15 protein-coding genes are annotated in these 20292 nt (G+C 33.7%); 12 read left to right on the top strand and 3 right to left on the bottom strand.

Translation table 11 applies throughout. The annotated features are described in order from the left end of the window. Nucleotides 1-39: 39 nt before the first annotated feature. Nucleotides 40-615 carry an antiterminator LoaP gene (gene loaP / locus BM294_RS04310; protein ID WP_091205232.1) on the top strand — a complete coding sequence of 192 codons (576 nt, stop codon included), beginning with the start codon at nucleotides 40-42 and terminating at the stop codon, nucleotides 613-615. A 391-nt stretch (nucleotides 616-1006) separates the two neighbouring features. Beyond that, on the top strand, nucleotides 1007-4405 hold the full coding sequence (locus tag BM294_RS04305) for a DEAD/DEAH box helicase (protein ID WP_091205231.1): 3399 nt from the start codon (nucleotides 1007-1009) through the stop codon (nucleotides 4403-4405). A 585-nt stretch (nucleotides 4406-4990) separates the two neighbouring features. Here BM294_RS04305 and BM294_RS04300 read toward each other — a convergent pair. The 3 genes from BM294_RS04300 to BM294_RS04290 all read right to left on the bottom strand — a co-directional run bounded on the left by BM294_RS04300 (nucleotide 4991) and on the right by BM294_RS04290 (nucleotide 7405). Next, the gene (locus BM294_RS04300; RefSeq protein WP_091205230.1) at nucleotides 4991-5944 is read right to left on the bottom strand and encodes an IS3 family transposase; all 954 of its coding nucleotides are present in this window, start codon (nucleotides 5942-5944) and stop codon (nucleotides 4991-4993) included. Nucleotides 5945-5946: 2 nt separating this feature from the next. Then, nucleotides 5947-6363 carry an HTH domain-containing protein gene (locus tag BM294_RS04295; RefSeq protein WP_091205229.1) on the bottom strand — a complete coding sequence of 139 codons (417 nt, stop codon included), beginning with the start codon at nucleotides 6361-6363 and terminating at the stop codon, nucleotides 5947-5949. Nucleotides 6364-6511: 148 nt separating this feature from the next. Further along, entirely contained in the window at nucleotides 6512-7405 is an 894-nt protein-coding gene (locus BM294_RS04290) for a hypothetical protein (RefSeq protein ID WP_091205228.1), read from the bottom strand. A gap of 858 nt (nucleotides 7406-8263) precedes the next feature. On the opposite strand from BM294_RS04290, the gene BM294_RS04285 reads away from it, so the two are divergent. From BM294_RS04285 to BM294_RS04240, 10 genes are all read left to right on the top strand, one after another. After that, nucleotides 8264-8596 (top strand): nucleotidyltransferase domain-containing protein, encoded by a 333-nt coding sequence (locus BM294_RS04285; protein ID WP_091205226.1) that lies wholly within the window; start codon nucleotides 8264-8266, stop codon nucleotides 8594-8596. Beyond that, the gene (locus BM294_RS04280; RefSeq protein ID WP_091205224.1) at nucleotides 8581-8958 is read left to right on the top strand and encodes a HEPN domain-containing protein; all 378 of its coding nucleotides are present in this window, start codon (nucleotides 8581-8583) and stop codon (nucleotides 8956-8958) included. Before BM294_RS04285 ends, BM294_RS04280 begins: the two co-directional genes overlap by 16 nt. A gap of 253 nt (nucleotides 8959-9211) precedes the next feature. Then, a complete protein-coding gene (locus BM294_RS04275) occupies nucleotides 9212-10348 on the top strand; it encodes a radical SAM protein (protein ID WP_091205222.1) in 1137 nt (378 codons plus the stop codon). Then, nucleotides 10349-11524, top strand: a complete 1176-nt coding sequence (locus tag BM294_RS04270) for a radical SAM protein (RefSeq protein ID WP_091205220.1) — start codon at nucleotides 10349-10351, stop codon at nucleotides 11522-11524. Nucleotides 11525-11530: 6 nt separating this feature from the next. Next, the gene (locus BM294_RS04265; RefSeq protein WP_091205218.1) at nucleotides 11531-13012 is read left to right on the top strand and encodes a radical SAM/SPASM domain-containing protein; all 1482 of its coding nucleotides are present in this window, start codon (nucleotides 11531-11533) and stop codon (nucleotides 13010-13012) included. A gap of 274 nt (nucleotides 13013-13286) precedes the next feature. Beyond that, the gene (locus tag BM294_RS04260; protein WP_175494502.1) at nucleotides 13287-14150 is read left to right on the top strand and encodes a hypothetical protein; all 864 of its coding nucleotides are present in this window, start codon (nucleotides 13287-13289) and stop codon (nucleotides 14148-14150) included. Nucleotides 14151-14211: 61 nt separating this feature from the next. Beyond that, entirely contained in the window at nucleotides 14212-15333 is a 1122-nt protein-coding gene (locus BM294_RS04255; protein ID WP_091205214.1) for an ATP-grasp fold amidoligase family protein, read from the top strand. 114 nt (nucleotides 15334-15447) lie between these two features. Further along, on the top strand, nucleotides 15448-16947 hold the full coding sequence (locus tag BM294_RS04250) for a glycosyltransferase (RefSeq protein WP_091205212.1): 1500 nt from the start codon (nucleotides 15448-15450) through the stop codon (nucleotides 16945-16947). Next, on the top strand, nucleotides 16923-18104 hold the full coding sequence (locus BM294_RS04245; protein ID WP_091205210.1) for a glycosyltransferase domain-containing protein: 1182 nt from the start codon (nucleotides 16923-16925) through the stop codon (nucleotides 18102-18104). The genes BM294_RS04250 and BM294_RS04245 overlap by 25 nt, the downstream gene beginning before the upstream one ends. Nucleotides 18105-18158: 54 nt before the next feature. After that, on the top strand, nucleotides 18159-20288 hold the full coding sequence (locus BM294_RS04240; RefSeq protein ID WP_091205209.1) for a hypothetical protein: 2130 nt from the start codon (nucleotides 18159-18161) through the stop codon (nucleotides 20286-20288). Nucleotides 20289-20292 lie beyond the last annotated feature (4 nt).

The raw sequence follows: 20292 nt of genomic DNA, 5'->3' as shown, positions 1-20292 counted from the left end.
ATAATTGGCAGTCGTAGAAAATGTAGGAGCGATAACAATATGTGGTATGTAATCCAAACGATGAAAGGCAAAGAAAAGAAAGTTGCAGATGAAGTCCGATATGACGTTGCAAAAGAAGATGAGAAGGTATTCATATTCGAAAATGAAATGGAGTATAAAGTAAAAGGAAAATGGATAAAGGATACAAATCCTTTTTTCCCCGGATACATATTTGTAGATCTGAATGGGGATGATGCTTTAGACTTTGACATCAGGCTGAGAAAAGAAAAGCATCCTTTAAAGCTGCTCAGGATGGATGAAAAGATAACTCCTATAAGACCTGAAGAAGAGGAGTACCTCACAAGACTTGGTGGTGAAGATCATATCGTACGAAGTTCAGAAGGGTTTCGTATTGATGATATGATTGAGATAACTTCCGGGTCCTTTAAAGGCTGGAAAGGCGAGATCAAAAAAATTAATCGGCATAAAAGACGTGCTACCATATGTGTTCCTATGATGGGACGAGAAGTTGAAGTCAGCATAGGACTTGAGATAGTAAAGTATATCTCCAGAGACGAGCTTAGTGCTGATGATAAATTTGACAGAAATAATATGGCGAGAATCGTGACTGCTTAGCGCGTATAGTATCTGTAAAAACCAGATAATGTTATGACGTGAGTGTCAAAAGTATTTGCCACTCACTGATGATGCGCAGCATATTGCACATGAAAATGTATTTCCAAAGTATAGTGGGTCTGTTCATAGTTGTTTCATTATGATGGCAAGTGATATACCTATGATATTCGCGGCTTGTGTTGCAAGTGTCATAGGTTTTTTAGTACAATTCTTTAGTATGTCTATAGTTGGAATTAGCCAATTGAATTTATATGTGCATGTCATCTAAAAAGGCTCAGAAATGGCGTTAATAGATGAGGAATGAATGGATTGATATTCGTATGCCGAAAAATAATGGTTAAAACATGCGTATAGAGATGAAAAATAATAAGCAGGGAGCATTGGCCATATAATGAGAAAAAAGGGGATTCGGAATAAAGAGGATAACTTAAAGTGGGGCTATAGATTTAAGTCAGCTCTTGGAAATACTTATTTTAATGTATTAAAGCTTCTTGATGACTATATCGTAGACAAGGATGATATTGATAAGGCCAGGGAGTTGGTTGAAAATGGAGAAGTTGAATTTACTAAGGCGAGCATAACATATCTCAGATCTACATCAGGTGATAATCAGCTGGGAATGTATATTTTCGGGAAAATCGATGATGAGATCTACAGTTATTCAGGACTTAAGCTGCTTATAACAAAAGACAGTCTGCTTTTAGGCAGCTGTCCTATCCACGGAAGTAACTATTACTCATATTACTATAACACTCTTTGTGTGCATACACTGGCGTTGATGCTGCTTGCAGATGACTATATAGCCAAATACAATCCAGGCGATGACACCGACATGAATGGTGATAAGGTTCTCAATGCTTATCATAAAATCATAAGCAACAAGATCATTGATGAGACTTCACAAAAGAAAAGTATTGTCAGGATAGAACCGAAGCTGTCTTATGGCAGGAATTCAGCCGACGAGTTGGCGCTGACTTTCAGAATAGGCATTGAGAAGCTTTTTAAGGTCAAGAACTTAAATGAGCTTGTGGAGATAAAAGAGCAGAACGGAACTCTTAAGCTTGGGACAAAAACCTTGATTTCCTTCATTGACTATGAGTTTGATGATGATGCAAAAAAGTATTATGAAATAATAGAAAAAACCAAAAGAGAATATGAGTACATTTCAGATAAGATAAATAAGATGCGTTATTATTACGGGGATCAGATCACTCTGAAGGACAGAGTTGATTTAACACCGGAAATTCTTGATATGTTTTATGAGGTGGCTCAAGGTAAAACCATCGATCTGGATGGAAGTCTGTATACAAAAAATGTCAAAATAACAGAAGGCACTTTAAATATCCGGGTTGAGATAAGCAGGAATATGGATGAGACGGGTAAGTTCGCAGGACTGTCGGTAATGGTTGATTCCCCTGCAATAATGAAGGGCAAGGATTACGGTTATTATATAGACGAAGAAAAAGCTGCATTTTACAGGATAGGTAATATGTCTCCTATGGCGAGGATGCTGATAGAAAGTGTTAGTGAAACAGAAGACAATTCGTTTACGATAGGCAAAAAGAAATTGCCAGAGTTCTACTACAGGATACTGCCTAAGCTCATTGAGTGTCCCGAAATAGAAGTTATCGAAAAGGGGAAAGTGCCATTAAAAAATTATCTTCCTGCAGAATGTGAAATCACCTACTACATGGATGCAAATGAGGATTATATTTCAGGAAGAGTTCAGGCGAAATACGGTGATGAAGAGATAATTCTTCATAAGCTGACAGATTCAGACTTCCCATTTCCTGAATCAAGAGATATGGAGTACGAACAGAATGCATTAAGCGCTCTTGAAAAATATCTTCCTGATGTAAGCACAGACGGGGAAGAATTCACCTGCGAAAAAACCGGAGAGAATACATTTGACCTTTTAAATGAAGGTTTAAAGGATCTTATGGCAATAGGTGAAATCCATGCAAGCAAGGATTTTGAAAATCTTAAAATCCGTAAGGCTCCTGTTACAAGAGTTGGTGTATCCGTGGAAAGCGGATTATTGAATCTTGAAATAGAAACAGATGACATGTCTGAAGATGAACTCCTTGAGCTTCTGGAAAGTTATCGAAAAAAGAAAAAGTTCTTTAAGCTGAAAAATGGTGAGTTCATAAGACTTGAGCAGGATGATACAATTGAAGAGCTCATGACTACAATGCAGTCCATGGGTGTAAGTGAAAGAGATTTCACAAAGGGTAAGCTTCATCTGCCGCTCTACCGTGCGATATTCATCAACAAGCTTCTTGAGGAGCATGATGAGATTGCTGCCGAAAGAGACAAGAACTTTAAGGCCCTTATAAGGAATTTCAATACTGTAAAAGAAAGTGATATAGAGGTTCCGGAGAGTCTTACAAAGATTCTTCGTGGGTATCAGGTGTACGGTTTTAAATGGCTGAGCATGCTTTCGGAGGTCGGATTCGGCGGAATACTTGCGGATGATATGGGACTTGGCAAAACCATTCAGGTCATAACACTTCTGAAAAGCAGGAAAGAGCTTAATGAAAAGGACGGTAAGAGGATAACTTCCCTCATAGTATGCCCTGCATCCCTTGTGTATAACTGGGAGGAAGAATTTAAGAGATTTGCTCCATCCATGAGCATTAAGACCGTAACAGGTACCCAAACGGAGAGAAAGGCTATAATGTCTGCTGATGAACTTCCGGAAGTACTCATTACCTCTTATGACCTTTTGAAGCGGGATATCGGGATATATGAGGATAAAAAGTTTGATTATGAAATCATCGATGAGGCACAGTTTATCAAAAATCCGAAAGCAGCCGCAACAAAGTCGGTGAAGGTGATAAATGCGGAGCACCGCTTCGCTCTTACCGGTACGCCTATTGAGAACAGGCTTAGTGAGCTGTGGAGTATCTTTGATTATCTCATGCCCGGTTTCCTTTATACTTATGACAGGTTCAGAAGTGATTTTGAAACTGCCATAACCAGACATAAGGATGAAGAGATCACAAAGCATCTTAAGAATATGGTGGGACCATTTATCCTCAGGAGGCTAAAGGATAATGTACTAAAGGATCTGCCTGACAAGATGGAGGAGATACGTTTCTCAAAGTTCGATGCTGCTCAGAGAAAACTTTATGATGCTCAAGTCACCCACATGAAGAAGGTTCTGGAAAGTGAAGAGTACAAGTCTGGTAAGGACAGGCTCAAAGTTCTGGCAGAACTCACAAAGATAAGACAGATATGCTGCGATCCGGAACTGATTACAGCAGGATATAATGGAGAGTCGGCCAAGCGCGAATCATGCCTTGAACTAATCGAAAGTGCAATAGACGGAGGACATAAAATTCTCTTATTCTCACAATTTACATCAATGTTCGAACTTCTGGAAAGAGATCTTAGGGCGAAGGGCATCGAGTTTTATAAGATAACAGGAGAAACCAGGAAAGAGGACAGAATCAGGCTGGTTCATGCATTTAATGAGAATGAGGTGCCGCTTTTCCTTATATCACTAAAGGCAGGCGGTACCGGACTAAATCTGACGGGAGCAGATGTGGTTATCCATTATGACCCATGGTGGAATCTTGCAGCTCAGAATCAGGCAACAGATCGCGCCCACAGAATAGGACAGACAAAAAAGGTTTCTGTATTTAAACTGATCGTCAAGGATACTATAGAAGAAAAAATCGTCGAGATGCAGAATGCCAAGAAAGACCTGGCTGATGCCATACTCAGCGGTGAGAGTGAATCACTGATGAATATGAGTAAGGAACAGCTCATGGAACTTTTGGGGTGAAGTTGGTTCGACAAGTACACGGTGTTGGTTGACGTATATGATATTGAGAAGATATAATATAATCACAAAACGTCACAAAGCATCACATGATGATGGAAGCATCACAAAACGTCACAAAAGTAAAAAACAATCACAAGTGCGATCAGGGAGTATTCCTTTACCTAGGTTTAAAGAGTATGTGAATAATTGGCATTAAGAGTCATAAATAATAAGCGGTGAGAGTGGTATGTCGTAACCCGGTTTGTCCTCGTTTGGGACTTCAAGATTTACGATAAGTTTTATGGGAGTGGATTTTGCATCTGCCACTCTCTAGATTGATTATTTACACAGAATGCACAGCCGCATTATATAATACTTGCCACCTATGAATTGTCAGGAGTTTCATTATAATACTTCATGACAGTTTCTCTGGAGACATCTTTATAGGCTCTGTTTTTTGTAACAGCGGCGTATAGAGAATCAAAGTCACTGACATATAACTTTAAACTCTGTAAAGTGTACCCCTTGTCAAGGACAAAGTAAGAAGAAGGGATTTGAGAAAAATCAGTCTAGCAGATGTCTATATTTTATTAAATTACCTTCTTCTCAATATCTTTTTGAAGGTATAACATCCTTTAAAGGATATACTCCTGATGTTATGTATTCATAGTATTCATTAGGAGATAGCTTTGCTAATCTCCACTGATATCTATCGTTGTTATAATAATCCATCCAATCATCTATTATTGCTTTAACTTCCTCAAAAGTAGTGCAGTTCTTAAGCTTGGATTTTATGTGGTCTTTCATCCTTCCGAAAAAGCTTTCCTGTGGAGCATTGTCCCAACAATTGCCTCTTCTTGACATAGACTGGCGTAACCCTTTGTCTTTTACAAGTTGAATGAAGCTGCAGCTTGTGTAGTGACAGCCTTGGTCACTATGGATTATGGTTTCAGTTGTTAGCGCAACACCATGCTTTTCTATCATTGTATTTACTGTTTCCAGGACAAAATCTACTTCTAATGATTTGCTTAATACATAAGATAGTATCTGCTTTGTAAATGCATCTATTATGGTTGATAAATAGCAGAATTCTCCATTAAACGGAATATATGTAATATCAGTAAGCAATATCTTTCTGGGACCATAGGCCTCAAACTGCCTTTTGACAAGGTTATCCGCAACATTGTTCGTTTTTATGGCTTTTGCCATTCTTCGATACGGATTAGCTTTTCTTATTTCACAGATCAATCCGTATTTCTTCATAAGCCTGCGGATCTTTTTGACATTCATGACAATGGGAGGATCCATATGTATCAGGCGCATATAAATGCCTTGTGCACCTTTGTCGTATCCCCTATGGGTGTATGCTATCAGTATCAATTCAAAGTCCGCTCTGTCTTGAAGTTCCTTTGCCATTCGATTCTTTTCGGATGCTACCCAGTTATAATAGCCTGATCTTGATACCCCAGCTATTTCACATAGCATTGAAACCGAAAGCCTATTATCCGCTTTATTTATAGTTTCATGGATGATTTCAAATTTGTCATTTGATGTCTCCATGATTATTTCTTCTTTTCTGAATTGTCTGCAATTATAATTTTTTTTAGAAAGTCTACTTCCTGGCGCAAGTATTGCAATTCACTTTGCATACGTGTGATTGATTGTGGAGAAGAGAGCTCTGCTTCATCAGTTGCTTTTATACTCATTCTTCTCTGTCTGTTTTTACCTTCTGTAAAACCATTGCCAGACAATGCTTGCTTCTTAATATGCTGAACCAATGAATCAATTTGTTTCTGCTTGAATATACTTAAATCAAATCCGAAATCTGATAGGATCTTTCGAGGAGAATTTCCTGCTTGATAACTAACCCAGAAGTCCTCCTTAAACTTAGCTGTGTAATACAACTTATACTTGGAGACTTTTAAAACATATGGGTTCTTTTGAAGTTCTTTTCTTTGGGCATCCGTATACTCTTTCATATTTTCCTCCGGTAGATAACTTTATTATATATCATCCACCAGAAGAATCCCTTTTTCCTTTGTCCACAAAATAGGATTTTATCCCTTCTTTGTGTGTCCATTTTTAGGGTTCCCTTCTTCTTAAAGTGTCCACTTTATAGGGTATATTTTACTGTACCAGAGCTTCAAGTCCACGTTCTATACCCTTTTCCAAACCTTTTTCTATGCCTTTATTCTCCATGGCAGTTGCATAAGTACACAAATCTGTCACCTCACTTTCAACTTCTTTCGTTATACTAAGTCCATATTCGGATTTTAATTTTTGAACTTTAGCTACTCCATTTATTCGTTCATCAAACAAATCAGTGAGCATCCGAATCATTTCATTTTCGGTATTTTCCGAATCATGTTTTCCGCTGATATAAATGATGATTGCATTAAGGATATCATATCTGGGATTATCCGTATTACTACCGAACAGGAAATTTCTGTTTATATCATAAATTTCAATAGAATTCGCTCTGGTCTGAGCAGCTTCCGTACAAAGCCAAATGGAATAAACTTTCTTGATGTTCCCATATTTTACAGGATCATCACTGCCCGTTGTGAATTCGACTCCCTGCTGAGCCGAGATCATGCGGCAGCAATAGAATAATGCTCTCAGCGGTAAATCATAACCCGGTTTATCTTCGTTTTGGACTTCAAGATTAATGATGAGTTTAATATACTCTGAACCACTTTTGCCAGGCAACCTGAGATATGTACGTATATCGTACCTGTCCAGCCCCTCATCGTTTAAATACGCTTCTGTATTCAAACCATCAATCCGATCACCTGCATTGGTGAGGCCACTGTCAACGTAAACCTTGCTGATGAGAACTTCACCTTCTATGCAGGCTTCAATTTCATCATAGCTCATATCCCGGCACTCAGATACAACCTCTTTAAAAATCCTTGCAAGCAAAGGTTTGTAAGCAAGGATATTTTTCACCGTCATATCAAGCCGGATCTTATCGGGGTCTGCAGCCACTATGGCTTTGCCCAAACCTGTTAATTGTTCCATATCTACTCCTAAAGTACAGCGAGAAAGATATGAACTTCTCGCTTTGATTATATATCAGTTCTGCGGAAAAATAATAGTGAATTTTATATTACCTGGAACGAATGTTCCGGAAGACTACTTAAGATTATAAACGTCGAATATCTCAGAATATCTTTCAGATGAAGTGATCATATCACGGCTCTAAGGAATTGCATATTGTCTGTTTTTAGACCATATATTCCTTATTCTTACAGAGATATTTTTTCTGACGGAGAATAAGCCTCCTAATTCGTTTGATCCGGAGATTAAATCTTAAATCAGGATACAGATATCTGTGGGAATATGGCTGTTTTACTTATAAAAGATAATTTCGATGACGAAAATACATGTATAGCCTTCGGAGAATTTGTTGATATTGGATGCGTTTAGGACCGATTCTACTGAAATGATATCAAAAACGCACAAAACAATATTGTGCCAGGAAAAATGCTATTATAAAATATACATAAATAGAGAAAATATCTTTTATCTACAGATAGAGATATTGCGACAATATGATTATTCGGGCATATATCAGAAATTTAAGAAACTGAGAAACAAAGTGTCGTGTTAGGCGCATGGCGGGAGACAGTGGACATAGACAGAGTTAAGGTGACTGAATGAAGTCATCATGGCGAAGCTATGATGAAATGTAAAATAGGTACAAAGGAGTATATTGATAATTATGTATAACTTAAATAAGAACTCATCAGACCAGAATAAATAGAGAAATATTAATAAGTCAGTTGATTTTTTCACAATGAGCCTTTCGTTTGTTATGATAGAAACAAAGATTTAAAGCTGTGTAAGTAGAAACTGTGTGTTATTTGGAGGGCTTATATGGTAAAAAGTGATGATAGACTTTTTTATCGTTTTGTAGATGAAGTCAAAACAGTATATGGTAGTAATTTAAAATCCATAATACTATATGGTTCAGTTGCCCGTGGAACAGCCAATGAGGAATCGGATGTTGATATTGCGCTGATAATAGAAAAAGAAGACGAAGATATGTATGACAAATTGCTGGATATAGTAGTGGCTATCGAACTTGAATATAATATAGTTATCACTACGGCACTCATAGAGACAAGGTTATTTGAAAAATGGAGAGATGTCTCACCTTTCTATAAAAATATAACTAATGAAGGGATTAAACTATGGACGGCAGCTTAAATGATTTGGCATTTTATCGACTGGAAAAAGCCAAAGAAGACTTGGTGCGATCAAAACGAGAACTTGAAATCTCAGATTATAAATTGACTTTGAATCGTTCGTATTATGCTATATTTCATGCCATAAGAGCTGCGAATACTCTGGATGGATTTGACAGTAGTAAACACAGTGGGGTGATTGCTCATTTTAATCAGTTTCATGTTAAAACAGAGGACTTTCCGAGCGATATTTCCAAAAAAATAGCAAATGCAATGAATATACGACAGCTATCGTATTATGATGATTTTTATATTGCCTCTAAGAAAGTGGCAGAAGAACAGGTACGGGTTGCTGAAAAGATATTGGGATTGGTTGAACAGTAGATAAATAAGAAAATATGATTAGTTATAAATGAATACAGAAGCTAAAAGCTCTTGATGTAGATTGTGATTGTCTTATATCTGGAGCTTTTTATGTTGGAATATATAAGAGATTCTTAAAGGTGACAGGCACCTGTTTTAAAATTGGTAATGGATTAGATTCAGTTCGTGGATGTAGACATCAAGATAGTTTTTAAATAAACAGTGTTTAAGTTAGAATTAATTGAACCTGTCAAATAATAAAAGTGAGATTGAAATGAAGAAAATAATTGTATATGGATTGGGTCATACTGGAAAATATATCATAGATAAGCTTAAGAATGCAGATTCCGTAAAAGTTGTTCTTTGCATTGATAACTTTATTGAACTGAGTAGGATTAATGAGATTAAAATAATAAAAGAGTCTCAATTAGTATATGAAGAATATAGCGATTGTGAAATAATAGTTTCGCTTGCTAATGAATGCGAGGCTGCAAAGGTAACCGTATCTCTTAAATCTAAAGGATTTAATGATATTTATTTTCCTGAAAAATATATGTCTACAGCAAAACTTCCACTTTTGGATGATGGTGGAAATTTGATTTTTTTAAGAAATCATAAAACTATTAACCCAGTGTTGGAATATGTTGAATATCAGGTGGCAGATGAGTGTAATCTGAGATGTAAAGGTTGTTTTCACTTTTCTAATCTAGTTACTAAACCTTTTCACCCTAAAATTGATGATTTTGAAAAAGAATTAAAAAACTTGTCAAATAAATTTAGTAATGTATGCATATTTAGGCTGATGGGAGGAGAACCATTACTTAACAAAGAGTTGCCACGGTTTATATTTTTAGTAAGAAAATATTTTCCAGGAAGTGATATTCGTATAGTTACTAATGGGATATTGTTACCTGATATAGCTGATGATTTAGTTCAAGCTATGACTATGTATAATGCAAGTTTTTTTATTACTCAGTATCCACCAACAATAAAGATAATAGATAGGATTTTAAATTTACTGCATATGACACATATTAATTATTATCTTGAACCACCTACTAAGAAATTTATATCAAGAATGAGTTTTGGTGAAGCTGATTATAAAAAGGTTTATGAGGAAAGTTGCTATAGTAAATATTGTAAATTTTTAAGAAATGGATATATATATCCTTGTCCCCATGTACCAATGCTTACTGAAAGCAAGGATTTTTTCGGATTGTCTATTGACGACAATGAGATGAAGCAATGTGGAGTTGATTTAAGTGATGAACATGTATCAGGATGGGATATTTTAAACAAATTCACTAAAGCAAACAGTTTTTGCCGTTTTTGTTCGTTAAAGTTAGGTGAAATAAAATGGGAAACAGGGACACCTCAAATAAGTGATTGGGTTGTTGTGGGAGATAGGTAGATGGTCATACACAATGAAGAACAGTTTAACTCATTTTTTGATGTAGATGAGCATATATATATATATGGATGTGGTCATTTCGCTGAATTACTAATATCTATGCTGAGTCCAACGAAGAAAAGCAGGATAAAAGGAGTAATTCTATCCAAAAAGACAGAAGAAAGATCTGTTTGGAATGGCATTAATATATTTTCATTGGATGAAATTCAATTAAAGAGAGATGATGTGATTTTAATTACAACAGGATATAAGATGAGAAATGAGATAATAAAAAATTTAACATCAATATCTTTTTGTAATTACTCTTATGTATCGAGAAATTACGAAGAAAAACTATGGGATAGGCTTAATTTAAAGAACCATTTTTCAGAAATGTTGTGGAGAGTAACAGCTCATCCAATCATGAAAAATCTTGTAGTAAATGTTACCGATCACTGCAATTTGAGATGTGCCGGATGTGATCATTTTTCATCTATAGCTAGAGAACGAAATGTAACATATGAAAGATTATATAGTGATTTAAGTAGGTTAAAACATCTTCTTGATAATAGAATAGGTAATTTGCGGATTATGGGTGGTGAACCGCTTCTCAATCCTGAGTTAGAGAATATGATAGCGATGTCAGCAGATTTATTTAAGTCTTCAACTATAGAGATTTTCACTAATGGAATTCTTCTTATGAAGCAGACAGATAAATTTTGGAAATTACTAAGAGAAAATAATGTAGTTCTTCAAGTGACAAAATATCCGATTAATATTGATTATACAGAAATAGAGAAAAAAGCGACATATGAAAATGTGAAACTGAATTATTACGGAGGAGGTGAAACAGTTAAAACGTTATATCATATTCCCTTAAATTTAAATGGAAATGGAGACTGTACTTATAATTTTATGAATTGTACACATGCACAAGAATGCACAATGCTTTCTGAAGGGCGATTATTTCCATGCACAGTTGCGCCCAACATACATATATTTAATGAAAAATTTGGATATAACATTCCTGTCACTGAATATGATGGCATAGATATATACAAAATTGAAAATGGGCAAGATTTGTTGATACAACTAGCAAAACCTATGCCATTATGTAGATTTTGCAATATAAAAGGACGAACTTTTGGACATACATGGCATCGTACAGCAGAGGACATAAAAGAATGGAGTGATTAATATACTATGATAAAACATTCATTTCGTGTTGATAATATAAAACTTCTTGCTTCAGAATATAGAAAATGTTACATGTTTGGTGCTGGATTTATGGCAAGAACTTTTATTGAATACTTAGGTGGTGATGTTAAGGATATTATTGATGCAATTATTGTTTCTGATAAGAATAATAATCCGGATTCAATAGGAGGTGTTTTAGTTGTTTCTCTTGGAGAAATAAAAGATATAGATAATTGTCTAATTATAGTAGCGATGTATGATAAAAATATATCTAAAATTTTGGGTTCCAAAGGGTTTAATAATTTGATTTATATTGATCAAGTTATGCCTTCTCGAAATAAAAGGATATTAATAGAGAATTCAACAGTTAATCATGAGATAAATAGATATATAGAGTATTTCGAAAATGAAAAGCCTTTATTCAAATATGTAGAGATAGAAACGGTTAATAGGTGTAATGGCTTATGTGAATTTTGTCCGGTGAATGCTAATGCACCCCAACGAGAATATAGGAAAATGGAAAAACAAATGTTTTATTCCATAATAAGTCAACTAAGTGAAATTGAACATTCAGGGCTGTTGGCGTTATTTTCAAATAATGAACCGTTTATAGATGAAAGAATCTCTGAGTTTGTTAAGTATGCAAGACAGAATTTGCCAAAAGCTTTTATTTATTTGTTATCAAATGGCACTCTTTTGAATGAGATAAAGTTCAAAGAAACAATTCCGTATTTGGATTTACTTCAGATAGATGATTATAAGAATAATGATCTCACAGGCGTCAAACTATTAGTCCAGAAATATCCAGAATATGATAGAAAGGTACGGTTTTGTGAAATTGAATACAACAGTATAAGAGAATCAAGAGGTGGAAACTCACCTAACAATAAGATTTATTACACTACTGAGTGTGGTTGTCAATTACCTTGGACACAAATTGTTATACGTCCTGACGGTAAAGTATCACTTTGTTGTAATGACTCATTAGGTGAGATGACGCTTGGAAATTTAAACGAAGAAAGACTAGTAGAAATATGGCATGGTGAAAAATACTCAACTATAAGAAATCTCTTGAAAAAAGGTAGAGAGAATTTGGATTTATGCAGATACTGTAATCATAAAGACAAAAGAGAAATATGGGATGCTCCACTGTTTGATAAAAGGAGCGAGAGATGGGAGGAAAGGATTTTTCCTAGTGGATTCGTTGGAAAAGAAATTATTTGTATTTATGGCGTTAGTGATAAGGCACTCATGTTTTATTCGTACTTGAAGGATAACGGCATTACGGTTAAGTATTTTTTGGATAATGGATATGAAGGTGAAACTAATGCAACGATAATTGATTCAAAAAAATGTTATTTACCTATTGAAATTAGCTGTCAGGCAAATAATGTAGGAATTTATATAGTCACAGAAAATGAGTTGTACGAAGAGACTTTTAAAGAATTGAAGGAACTAGGTTTTTTTGATATACGGATGGTATTTTGAATGATTCATTACAAAAATGTGAGATAGGAGTGGACAGGATTTGGATAATTCTAGAATGGATTTACATAGTTGGTGTGGATGCTTATATGAAGAAAACTTGCTTTTCCCCAATATAGACTTTAATTCTTTTTGTTCGATCAACTTACATGATTTGACAGTGAATTATATTATGATGAACCCTTACGAGAGTAAAGATGCTTTTGGATTATATGCTCATGGTTTACAATATGGTGATATTAGCTTGTTTTTTCCTAATAATTGCAGGCAAATTGCTGTGGTAGAACGTAAAAATAGTTGTTACAGATGGATTGAAATCCCTCTTGGCATTAGTAATGCTTTTTATGCATCGGCTGGAGAAATCTTAAATAATAGTGATGTTTACCTTTTTCCGCAGAAAATGGATATGGGAATATGGAAAATTGATATAAGGGATTACACCATAAAAAGGTGTGATGATTTGAATAAACTCATTGAAGAAGATGAACAGATTCCAGGTTCTTCGTTTATAGATATCGGAGATGGAAAGGGTGCTTACGTGACGTTGGATAATAGTCTTAGAGTATTTGATATTAAGACAAAAGATACAAAAAAATATACATTTGATGAAAAATATAGTTTATTTAGATGTTTCTTTCATGAAGATGATTTCTGGTTTACTCAAAACAAGTCAACTACAATACTCAGATGGAATATAAAAAAAGATTTTATTACAGAATACAGCCCTTTAGAAGAAATAAATTGGTTTAGGGATGGCATTCCTTACTCTAAACTATGTTTTTTAAATGATAAAGCAATTGTTCTAAATAACAGTATTTATGATGTTATGGAATTATATCCAGAGAGACCTGAGAAGGGAATTGTTAAGGCATTTTCCTATCCTGAAGGATTTGGAGTTAGTCCGGGTAGGTTGGTTGAGTTTGCAGCCGTTTTTGACGCATTTGAAATAATAGATAATAAATTATATTTAATACCATCATGTGCAGACAGGATGCTCGTATACGACATATTGACTGAGAAAGTAAATACAGTAGATTTTTCAATAAACACAGAGCAATTATCTTTTGAACCCATGATAAATAATTATTATTTAGAGAATCCATTTTATAGTTTGAAAAAGTTTATCAATATGGTTGTTTAGTATTTGTCTGTAAAGATTTATGAAATTTATTGTATATGCTGGTGGCAAAGGAGGATGATAAATGATATCGATAACTGGAAAAAAAGTCAATATTTTTGGATTAAATATATACGGAATGATTTTGGCATATACGCTGAAAAATGAAGGAAAAGAGATTAAAATACTAGATAATGATAAAGAAAAGCAAGGTAAGGAAATATTATTTGGAATTGAGTGCCTTCCTCCTAAAAATATTAATGATGGACTATATATCATTACAGCAAAGAACGAGAATAATCAGAAAGATATGTATGATCAACTACATTCTTATGGGATAGACAATATTTATTTTTTGTCTAAGCGTGATATGACAGATCTCATAAAAGATACAGATGATAGGATATATATTGAATGCCTTTGGAAATTAAAGATGAAATATGACATTTGTCTTGATCGCCCTATTACATTTAACGAAAAAATACAATGGCTTAAGCTCTATGACAGAAAACCAGTACATACAATTATGGTGGATAAGTATAAAGTTAAGGATTATGTGGCAGAGAAAATAGGTGAGAAATATGTCGTACCGATTATTGGGGTATGGGATTCTTTTGATGAAATAGATTTTGAAACATTACCTGAAAAATTCGTGCTAAAATGTACCCATGATTCTGGTAGCGTGGTGGTATGTGATGACAAGAGTAAATTTGATCCTAAATTATATAAGGATAAATTTGATGCTGCGTTAAAGAGAAATTATTTTTATGATTATCGAGAGTGGCCTTATAAAGATGTTCCACCTAAAATTATGGTAGAGGAATTCATTGACAGTGGAGATCATGAAGCATTGCTTGTGTATAAGTTTCTTTGCTTTAATGGTAAACCTAAGATTTTACAGATGATACAGAACGATAAGCATGAAAACGAAAGCATAGATTATTATGATATGGAATGGAATCTTTTAGAATTAACACAGAATTTTCCTAATAGTCGTGAACATCTTGGAAAACCCGTTTCTTTTGAACGGATGAAAGAACTTGCAAAGATTTTATCTAAAGATGAGATATTGGTCAGGGTTGATTTTTATGAGGTAAATGCTGAGCCAATCTTTTCTGAGTTTACTTTTTATTCGGATGCCGGTTTTGAGAAATTCAACCCTCCGGAATGGGATAAGCAACTAGGAGATTGGCTGATATTACCATGAATTAATTCTTTTAACAGCCTTTTTCATCTTTCAGCTAAATAATTAAAATAGATGATAAGCAGTACGAGTATTAATAAGCGACAGATATGAGTAGAGAGAAAATTCGGTGGTATTATGAAAAATATTGCAATAATCACAACGAGTTTAAATAGCGGTGGTGCAGAACGAATTGCTGGGTTACTTTCGAAGGAATTATCAAATTATTATAATGTTTATTTATTTTTATTGAGTACAGAGAACATTATATATGAATATGGTGGAACTATAGTTGATATTGGAGTTGACTGTCCATTATATGAACATTTAATAAAAAGATATAAGGAGTATTACAAGATTGATGTAGCAATCAGTTTTTTGGAAATAATGAACTTTGCCAATATAAGAACTAAAGGTAAGGAAAAAGTAATTATTTCTGAACGATGTGTACAGTCATTAATTGAACCATCCCTAGATGCACAGACATATAAAATGAAGAAGTATTATAATTATGCTGATGTTATTGTACCTTGTGCTTATGGTGTGCAGTATGATTTGGAAAAAAATTATTCTTTAAATAACTATATGCGGGTAATATATAATTTTATAAATAAGGAGAAGATAAAGGATTTAGCTAATTGTGAATTAGATAAGGAGATAAGAGACTTTATTGGTGACGCTGATTTTTTCTTAAACATTGGAAGACTTGATCCACAAAAAAATCAGTTAAGAATAATAGAAGCTTTTGAAGAATTTTATAAAAAAAACAATAAATATAAATTAATAATACTGGGGAGTGGACGATCAAAAAAAGAACTAGAGGCGGCTATTACAAGATATAATTTAACAGATAAAGTTAAACTACTACCATACGAAAATAATCCATTTAAATATATGTCAAAGGCAAAAGCACTATTATTGGCCAGTAGGTACGAAGGATTGCCCAATGCGGTTCTTGAAGCTATGACAGTCGGATGCCCGGTAATAGCTACAGACTGTCTTTCAGGGCCGCGAGAATTATTAGGTGGAATAAATGATTATAATGAGAAGATAGATAGTATACTAATTTTAGATAGGGGAATATTAGTTCCATTTTTTAGTAATGATAATAATTTAGTATTGGATGACTTTATTAGTGCAATGAATATCATTACTAAAGACGATGATTTAGTGTCAACAATTATAAATAATCAAAGAAATTATATGGAACGATATAGCAATAATAAAATCGCGAAAGAATGGATTGAATTAATAGATAATAATGTGTTCAATTATAAATATATCAATGCAGATGATTTTGATAAAGCAAAAAGAGTTTTGATATATGGAAAAGGTCTGGTAGGAACAATGGATTATCATATTTTCAGAGACTTGGGCATCAATATTGATGGATTTGTTGTGACTGATAATTCAAGTAATGAAAGTCAATACCTTGGTCTTCCGTTGTATTCCGTAGACAATATGCCTTTTGATAATGATGACGTTCAGTTTGTACTTGGTGCAATTGAAGAGACTCAAAGTGGTATGTTACGTTCTTTAAATGAAAACAACTATTTCAATATAGTTGAACCATTCATAGAACCTACAGAAAAATCAAGGTCGTTAGTCAAAGAATGGGAGAGAAAAAAAGCGAAATAAAGATGTATCAAAAATACTCAATAGATTTATTGGCTGAGAGTGCTTATAACGTTGCTATATATTGCGCAGGGTTACATGGAGTTGAATTTAAAAGAATTCTTGAAACATGTGGGATAAATGTGAACCTATTTATAGATAATGATGTCGAAAAAAATGGGAAGATTATAGATAATGTTCCCTGTTTGTTGCCCAATAATATAGGTAATAAATCAATCTATAAAGTTATAATTTGTGTTGCAATAGAAAATTATAATTCTGTGTTTGAAACTGCGTTAAAGCAGGGGTTTAAAAATATTATAGATTTTAGGGAAATATTGGATGATTTGATCGTTAATAAAGAACGGTTATTTCTTGAATTGATGAGGTTAAGGTATAAAAGTAAACAGGCAGATTTGTTTTACACAAATGATGGAAGAATAAATAATTACAATTGTGGTATAAACATCACACAAAATGAAAGAATTGCTGTATACACAGGTTTGTTTGGTGGGTATGACAATTTCTATGAACCTTTGATGATTTCGCCTAATGTTGATTACTTCTATATTTCAGACGAACAACCTAAATCATTAAAAATATACTCATGGATAGATGCAAAGACTATTATTCCTTCTGGTATATCATCTCCTATAAAGCGAAACAGATATATCAAGATGCATCCACATCTGATATTTCATAATTATAAGTTTTCCCTTTATTTAGATTCAAATATTCAAATAGTCGGCGATGTGTCAAAATTGTTCAATGAATCAAAGTGTGGGATATCAGTATTTAAACACTGGAAACGTGATTGTTTGTATTATGAGGCAATGACAATAGTAAATAATAAACGTATTGTGCCTGAAGATGCAATACGTCAGATAAAGAGATATATGTCGGAAGGCTTCCCCATTCATTATGGATTGCCAGAATTGCCCGTAATAGCTAGAACACATATGAATAAAATGTGCATAGATATAATGAATTCATGGTGGCATGAATTTGATAATGAATGTCAAAGAGATCAAGTATCATTCCCATATGCAATGTGGATAAATAAAGTTAATATGACAGATTTAGGTATTTTGGGTAATGATGTAAGATCATGTAATTTGTTAAAATTTCATGAACATATTAATGATTCCAAGTGGATTCAAAACGAAAAAAATTTAATTTGATTATATAAGGAAATATTTAAATAATGATTTGACTAGTTAAGTGTTTTCGTAATTATGGATAATAAATATTATATAGAGTTTGATAGGAAATTCAAAACATATAAATCAAATAGAATTGCAATATATGGAATTGGAAAAAATGCAAAATTAATCGTAGAGAATACTTTTGATTATAACTTTACTTGTCTTGTGGCTAATGATCATATTGGTGAAGTTAAATTTGGATTGAGAATTCTCCCTATTGAAGAAGCAATAAACGTTTCCGATATGATTTTGATTGCAGCAATTCCTTCATCTACAGCGATTGTATATAACAGAATTAAAGATGTTGTTCCTGAAAATATTAAGATATTGGATCTTCAAGGCTGTCTATTGCGAGGCGATGATAACTATAAAAACAATCCATATTGGAATTCAGATAAAAATAATTTGAAGAATCTTATTGACTCGCATGATGTGATTTCTTTTGATGTCTTTGATTCTCTTGTTACACGTATAGCTTTAGTTCCTCACAAAGTTTTTGACTATATGCATTTAAGTGATGAATTTAGGGATATTAGAATTAAGGCTGAAGCTGAATTATATAAAAGATACACAAGTCCTTCATTAACTCAGATATATGAGTATATTTGTTATTTGAATGGATGGAATATTAATAAAGCACAGGATTTTAAAAATAAAGAAATAGTAACAGAACAATCAGTTTTGGTTACGCGTAAGAGGATTGTAGATTTCTTTAAGTATGCAATAGCTACAGGAAAAAAAGTATATCTTACATCTGATATGTATTTGGAAAAAAAGGATATACTTTCTTTGCTCTCTTCGATTGGAATATCCGATGGATTCGAATTGTTGGTTTCATGCGAATATCAGAAAACAAAAGAATCCGGAGAGCTGTATGATGTTCTTTTAGAGAAGAATCCAAGAAAAACTATTCTGCATATTGGAGATAATAAGGATACAGATATTGAAAGGGCTAGAGCTAAAGGAATTGATACATTTTATATAAAAAAAGGATATGATATTCTTGCTGAATCATCATGCGCGTATCTTTTTGACCTTATTCATACTGAGTATGATAAATACATACTTGGTTATGCGATATCACAATTAATGAACGATCCTTTTTGCTTATGTTCGACAAAAGGTAAGATGAACATAAACAGTTACGCTGATATAGCAATCTGTATTCTGCCGATGACATTGATGTACTTAGCAAGGATAGTGAAATGGTCAGGAGACTATGATGAAGTTCTATTTGCTTCCAGAGATGGATATTATCTATATAAGTTATACGAATGGTATAGAGAGAAAAATAAAGCTTTAAATCTGCCGAAAGGAAAGTATATTTATGTATCCAGATCTGCAATTAGCAGTATGGCGGTCAAGTCGGTTGAAGATATTGATATTTTTCTAAACAAGATAGTTGATGATCCAAAGCTTAATCTAAAAAAACTTATAGAAAACCAGTTCCACATTAGTATTTCTGATGACTTTAATATCCTCACTGGAGAAGCAGTTGAAAATTGGGGACTTGATGAAATAAAAGCTAGGATAGGACAGTATTATAATCTGATTTTGAAGAATGCAGATTCACTTAGAAAAAGATATCTGAAATTTCTGGATAATATAGGTATACAAACTTATGGGAAGATTGCGGTTGTTGATGTTGTCACACAAGGGACTCTTGTTTATGGACTGAGTAGTATTTTCGAGAATCAAATTGATCTTTTTGCTTTGGGCACTTCTACGGTTCCAAATAAATATATAAAAGATATTTCCAGAGTACATTCTATATATGGAAATATTACTGAACGTATTGGGGAATCTATATATAGTAAAAATGACTTCTCAGAGTTGCACTTGTTTATTGAGATGCTATATGCATCAAAGGAAGGACAATTCTTTACAGTTGATGATGAATTAAATCCGGTCTTTGTTAAAGGTTCAGAATATAATCTGAAGCTTCTTGAGAGTGTTCAAACTATTCTCCAAACTATGATTGAAAAATTTGTGTTAGATTCTGTCATTTCAGAGGTATCACCCGAATTTGCTTTGGGTATGATTCGTGTCTTTTCAAAGAAGTACAGTGTTTTCTCAGATGAAATGAAATCAAAGTTTTCATTTGAGGATCCATATGATGGAAATATTCAAAAATGCAATCTGATAGATTTCATACAATGAGATT

The organism is Oribacterium sp. WCC10, assembly GCF_900113415.1.
Classification (GTDB): domain Bacteria; phylum Bacillota; class Clostridia; order Lachnospirales; family Lachnospiraceae; genus Oribacterium.
Note: the sequence above shows the minus strand (reverse complement) of the source record. Positions and strands in the feature narration are given on the sequence as shown.

Bases quoted from the DNA above. Each gene is read 5' to 3' on its own strand.
- BM294_RS04265 (WP_091205218.1), top strand. From the start codon at position 11,531: ATGATAAAACATTCATTTCGTGTTGATAATATAAAACTTCTTGCTTCA.
- BM294_RS04240 (WP_091205209.1), top strand. From the start codon at position 18,159: ATGGATAATAAATATTATATAGAGTTTGATAGGAAATTCAAAACATAT.
- BM294_RS04255 (WP_091205214.1), top strand. From the start codon at position 14,212: ATGATATCGATAACTGGAAAAAAAGTCAATATTTTTGGATTAAATATA.
- BM294_RS04250 (WP_091205212.1), top strand. From the start codon at position 15,448: ATGAAAAATATTGCAATAATCACAACGAGTTTAAATAGCGGTGGTGCA.
- BM294_RS04290 (WP_091205228.1), bottom strand. From the start codon at position 7,405: ATGGAACAATTAACAGGTTTGGGCAAAGCCATAGTGGCTGCAGACCCC.
- BM294_RS04270 (WP_091205220.1), top strand. From the start codon at position 10,349: ATGGTCATACACAATGAAGAACAGTTTAACTCATTTTTTGATGTAGAT.
- loaP (WP_091205232.1), top strand. From the start codon at position 40: ATGTGGTATGTAATCCAAACGATGAAAGGCAAAGAAAAGAAAGTTGCA.
- BM294_RS04305 (WP_091205231.1), top strand. From the start codon at position 1,007: ATGAGAAAAAAGGGGATTCGGAATAAAGAGGATAACTTAAAGTGGGGC.
- BM294_RS04295 (WP_091205229.1), bottom strand. From the start codon at position 6,363: ATGAAAGAGTATACGGATGCCCAAAGAAAAGAACTTCAAAAGAACCCA.
- BM294_RS04300 (WP_091205230.1), bottom strand. From the start codon at position 5,944: ATGGAGACATCAAATGACAAATTTGAAATCATCCATGAAACTATAAAT.
- BM294_RS04285 (WP_091205226.1), top strand. From the start codon at position 8,264: ATGGTAAAAAGTGATGATAGACTTTTTTATCGTTTTGTAGATGAAGTC.
- BM294_RS04275 (WP_091205222.1), top strand. From the start codon at position 9,212: ATGAAGAAAATAATTGTATATGGATTGGGTCATACTGGAAAATATATC.
- BM294_RS04280 (WP_091205224.1), top strand. From the start codon at position 8,581: ATGGACGGCAGCTTAAATGATTTGGCATTTTATCGACTGGAAAAAGCC.
- BM294_RS04245 (WP_091205210.1), top strand. From the start codon at position 16,923: ATGGGAGAGAAAAAAAGCGAAATAAAGATGTATCAAAAATACTCAATA.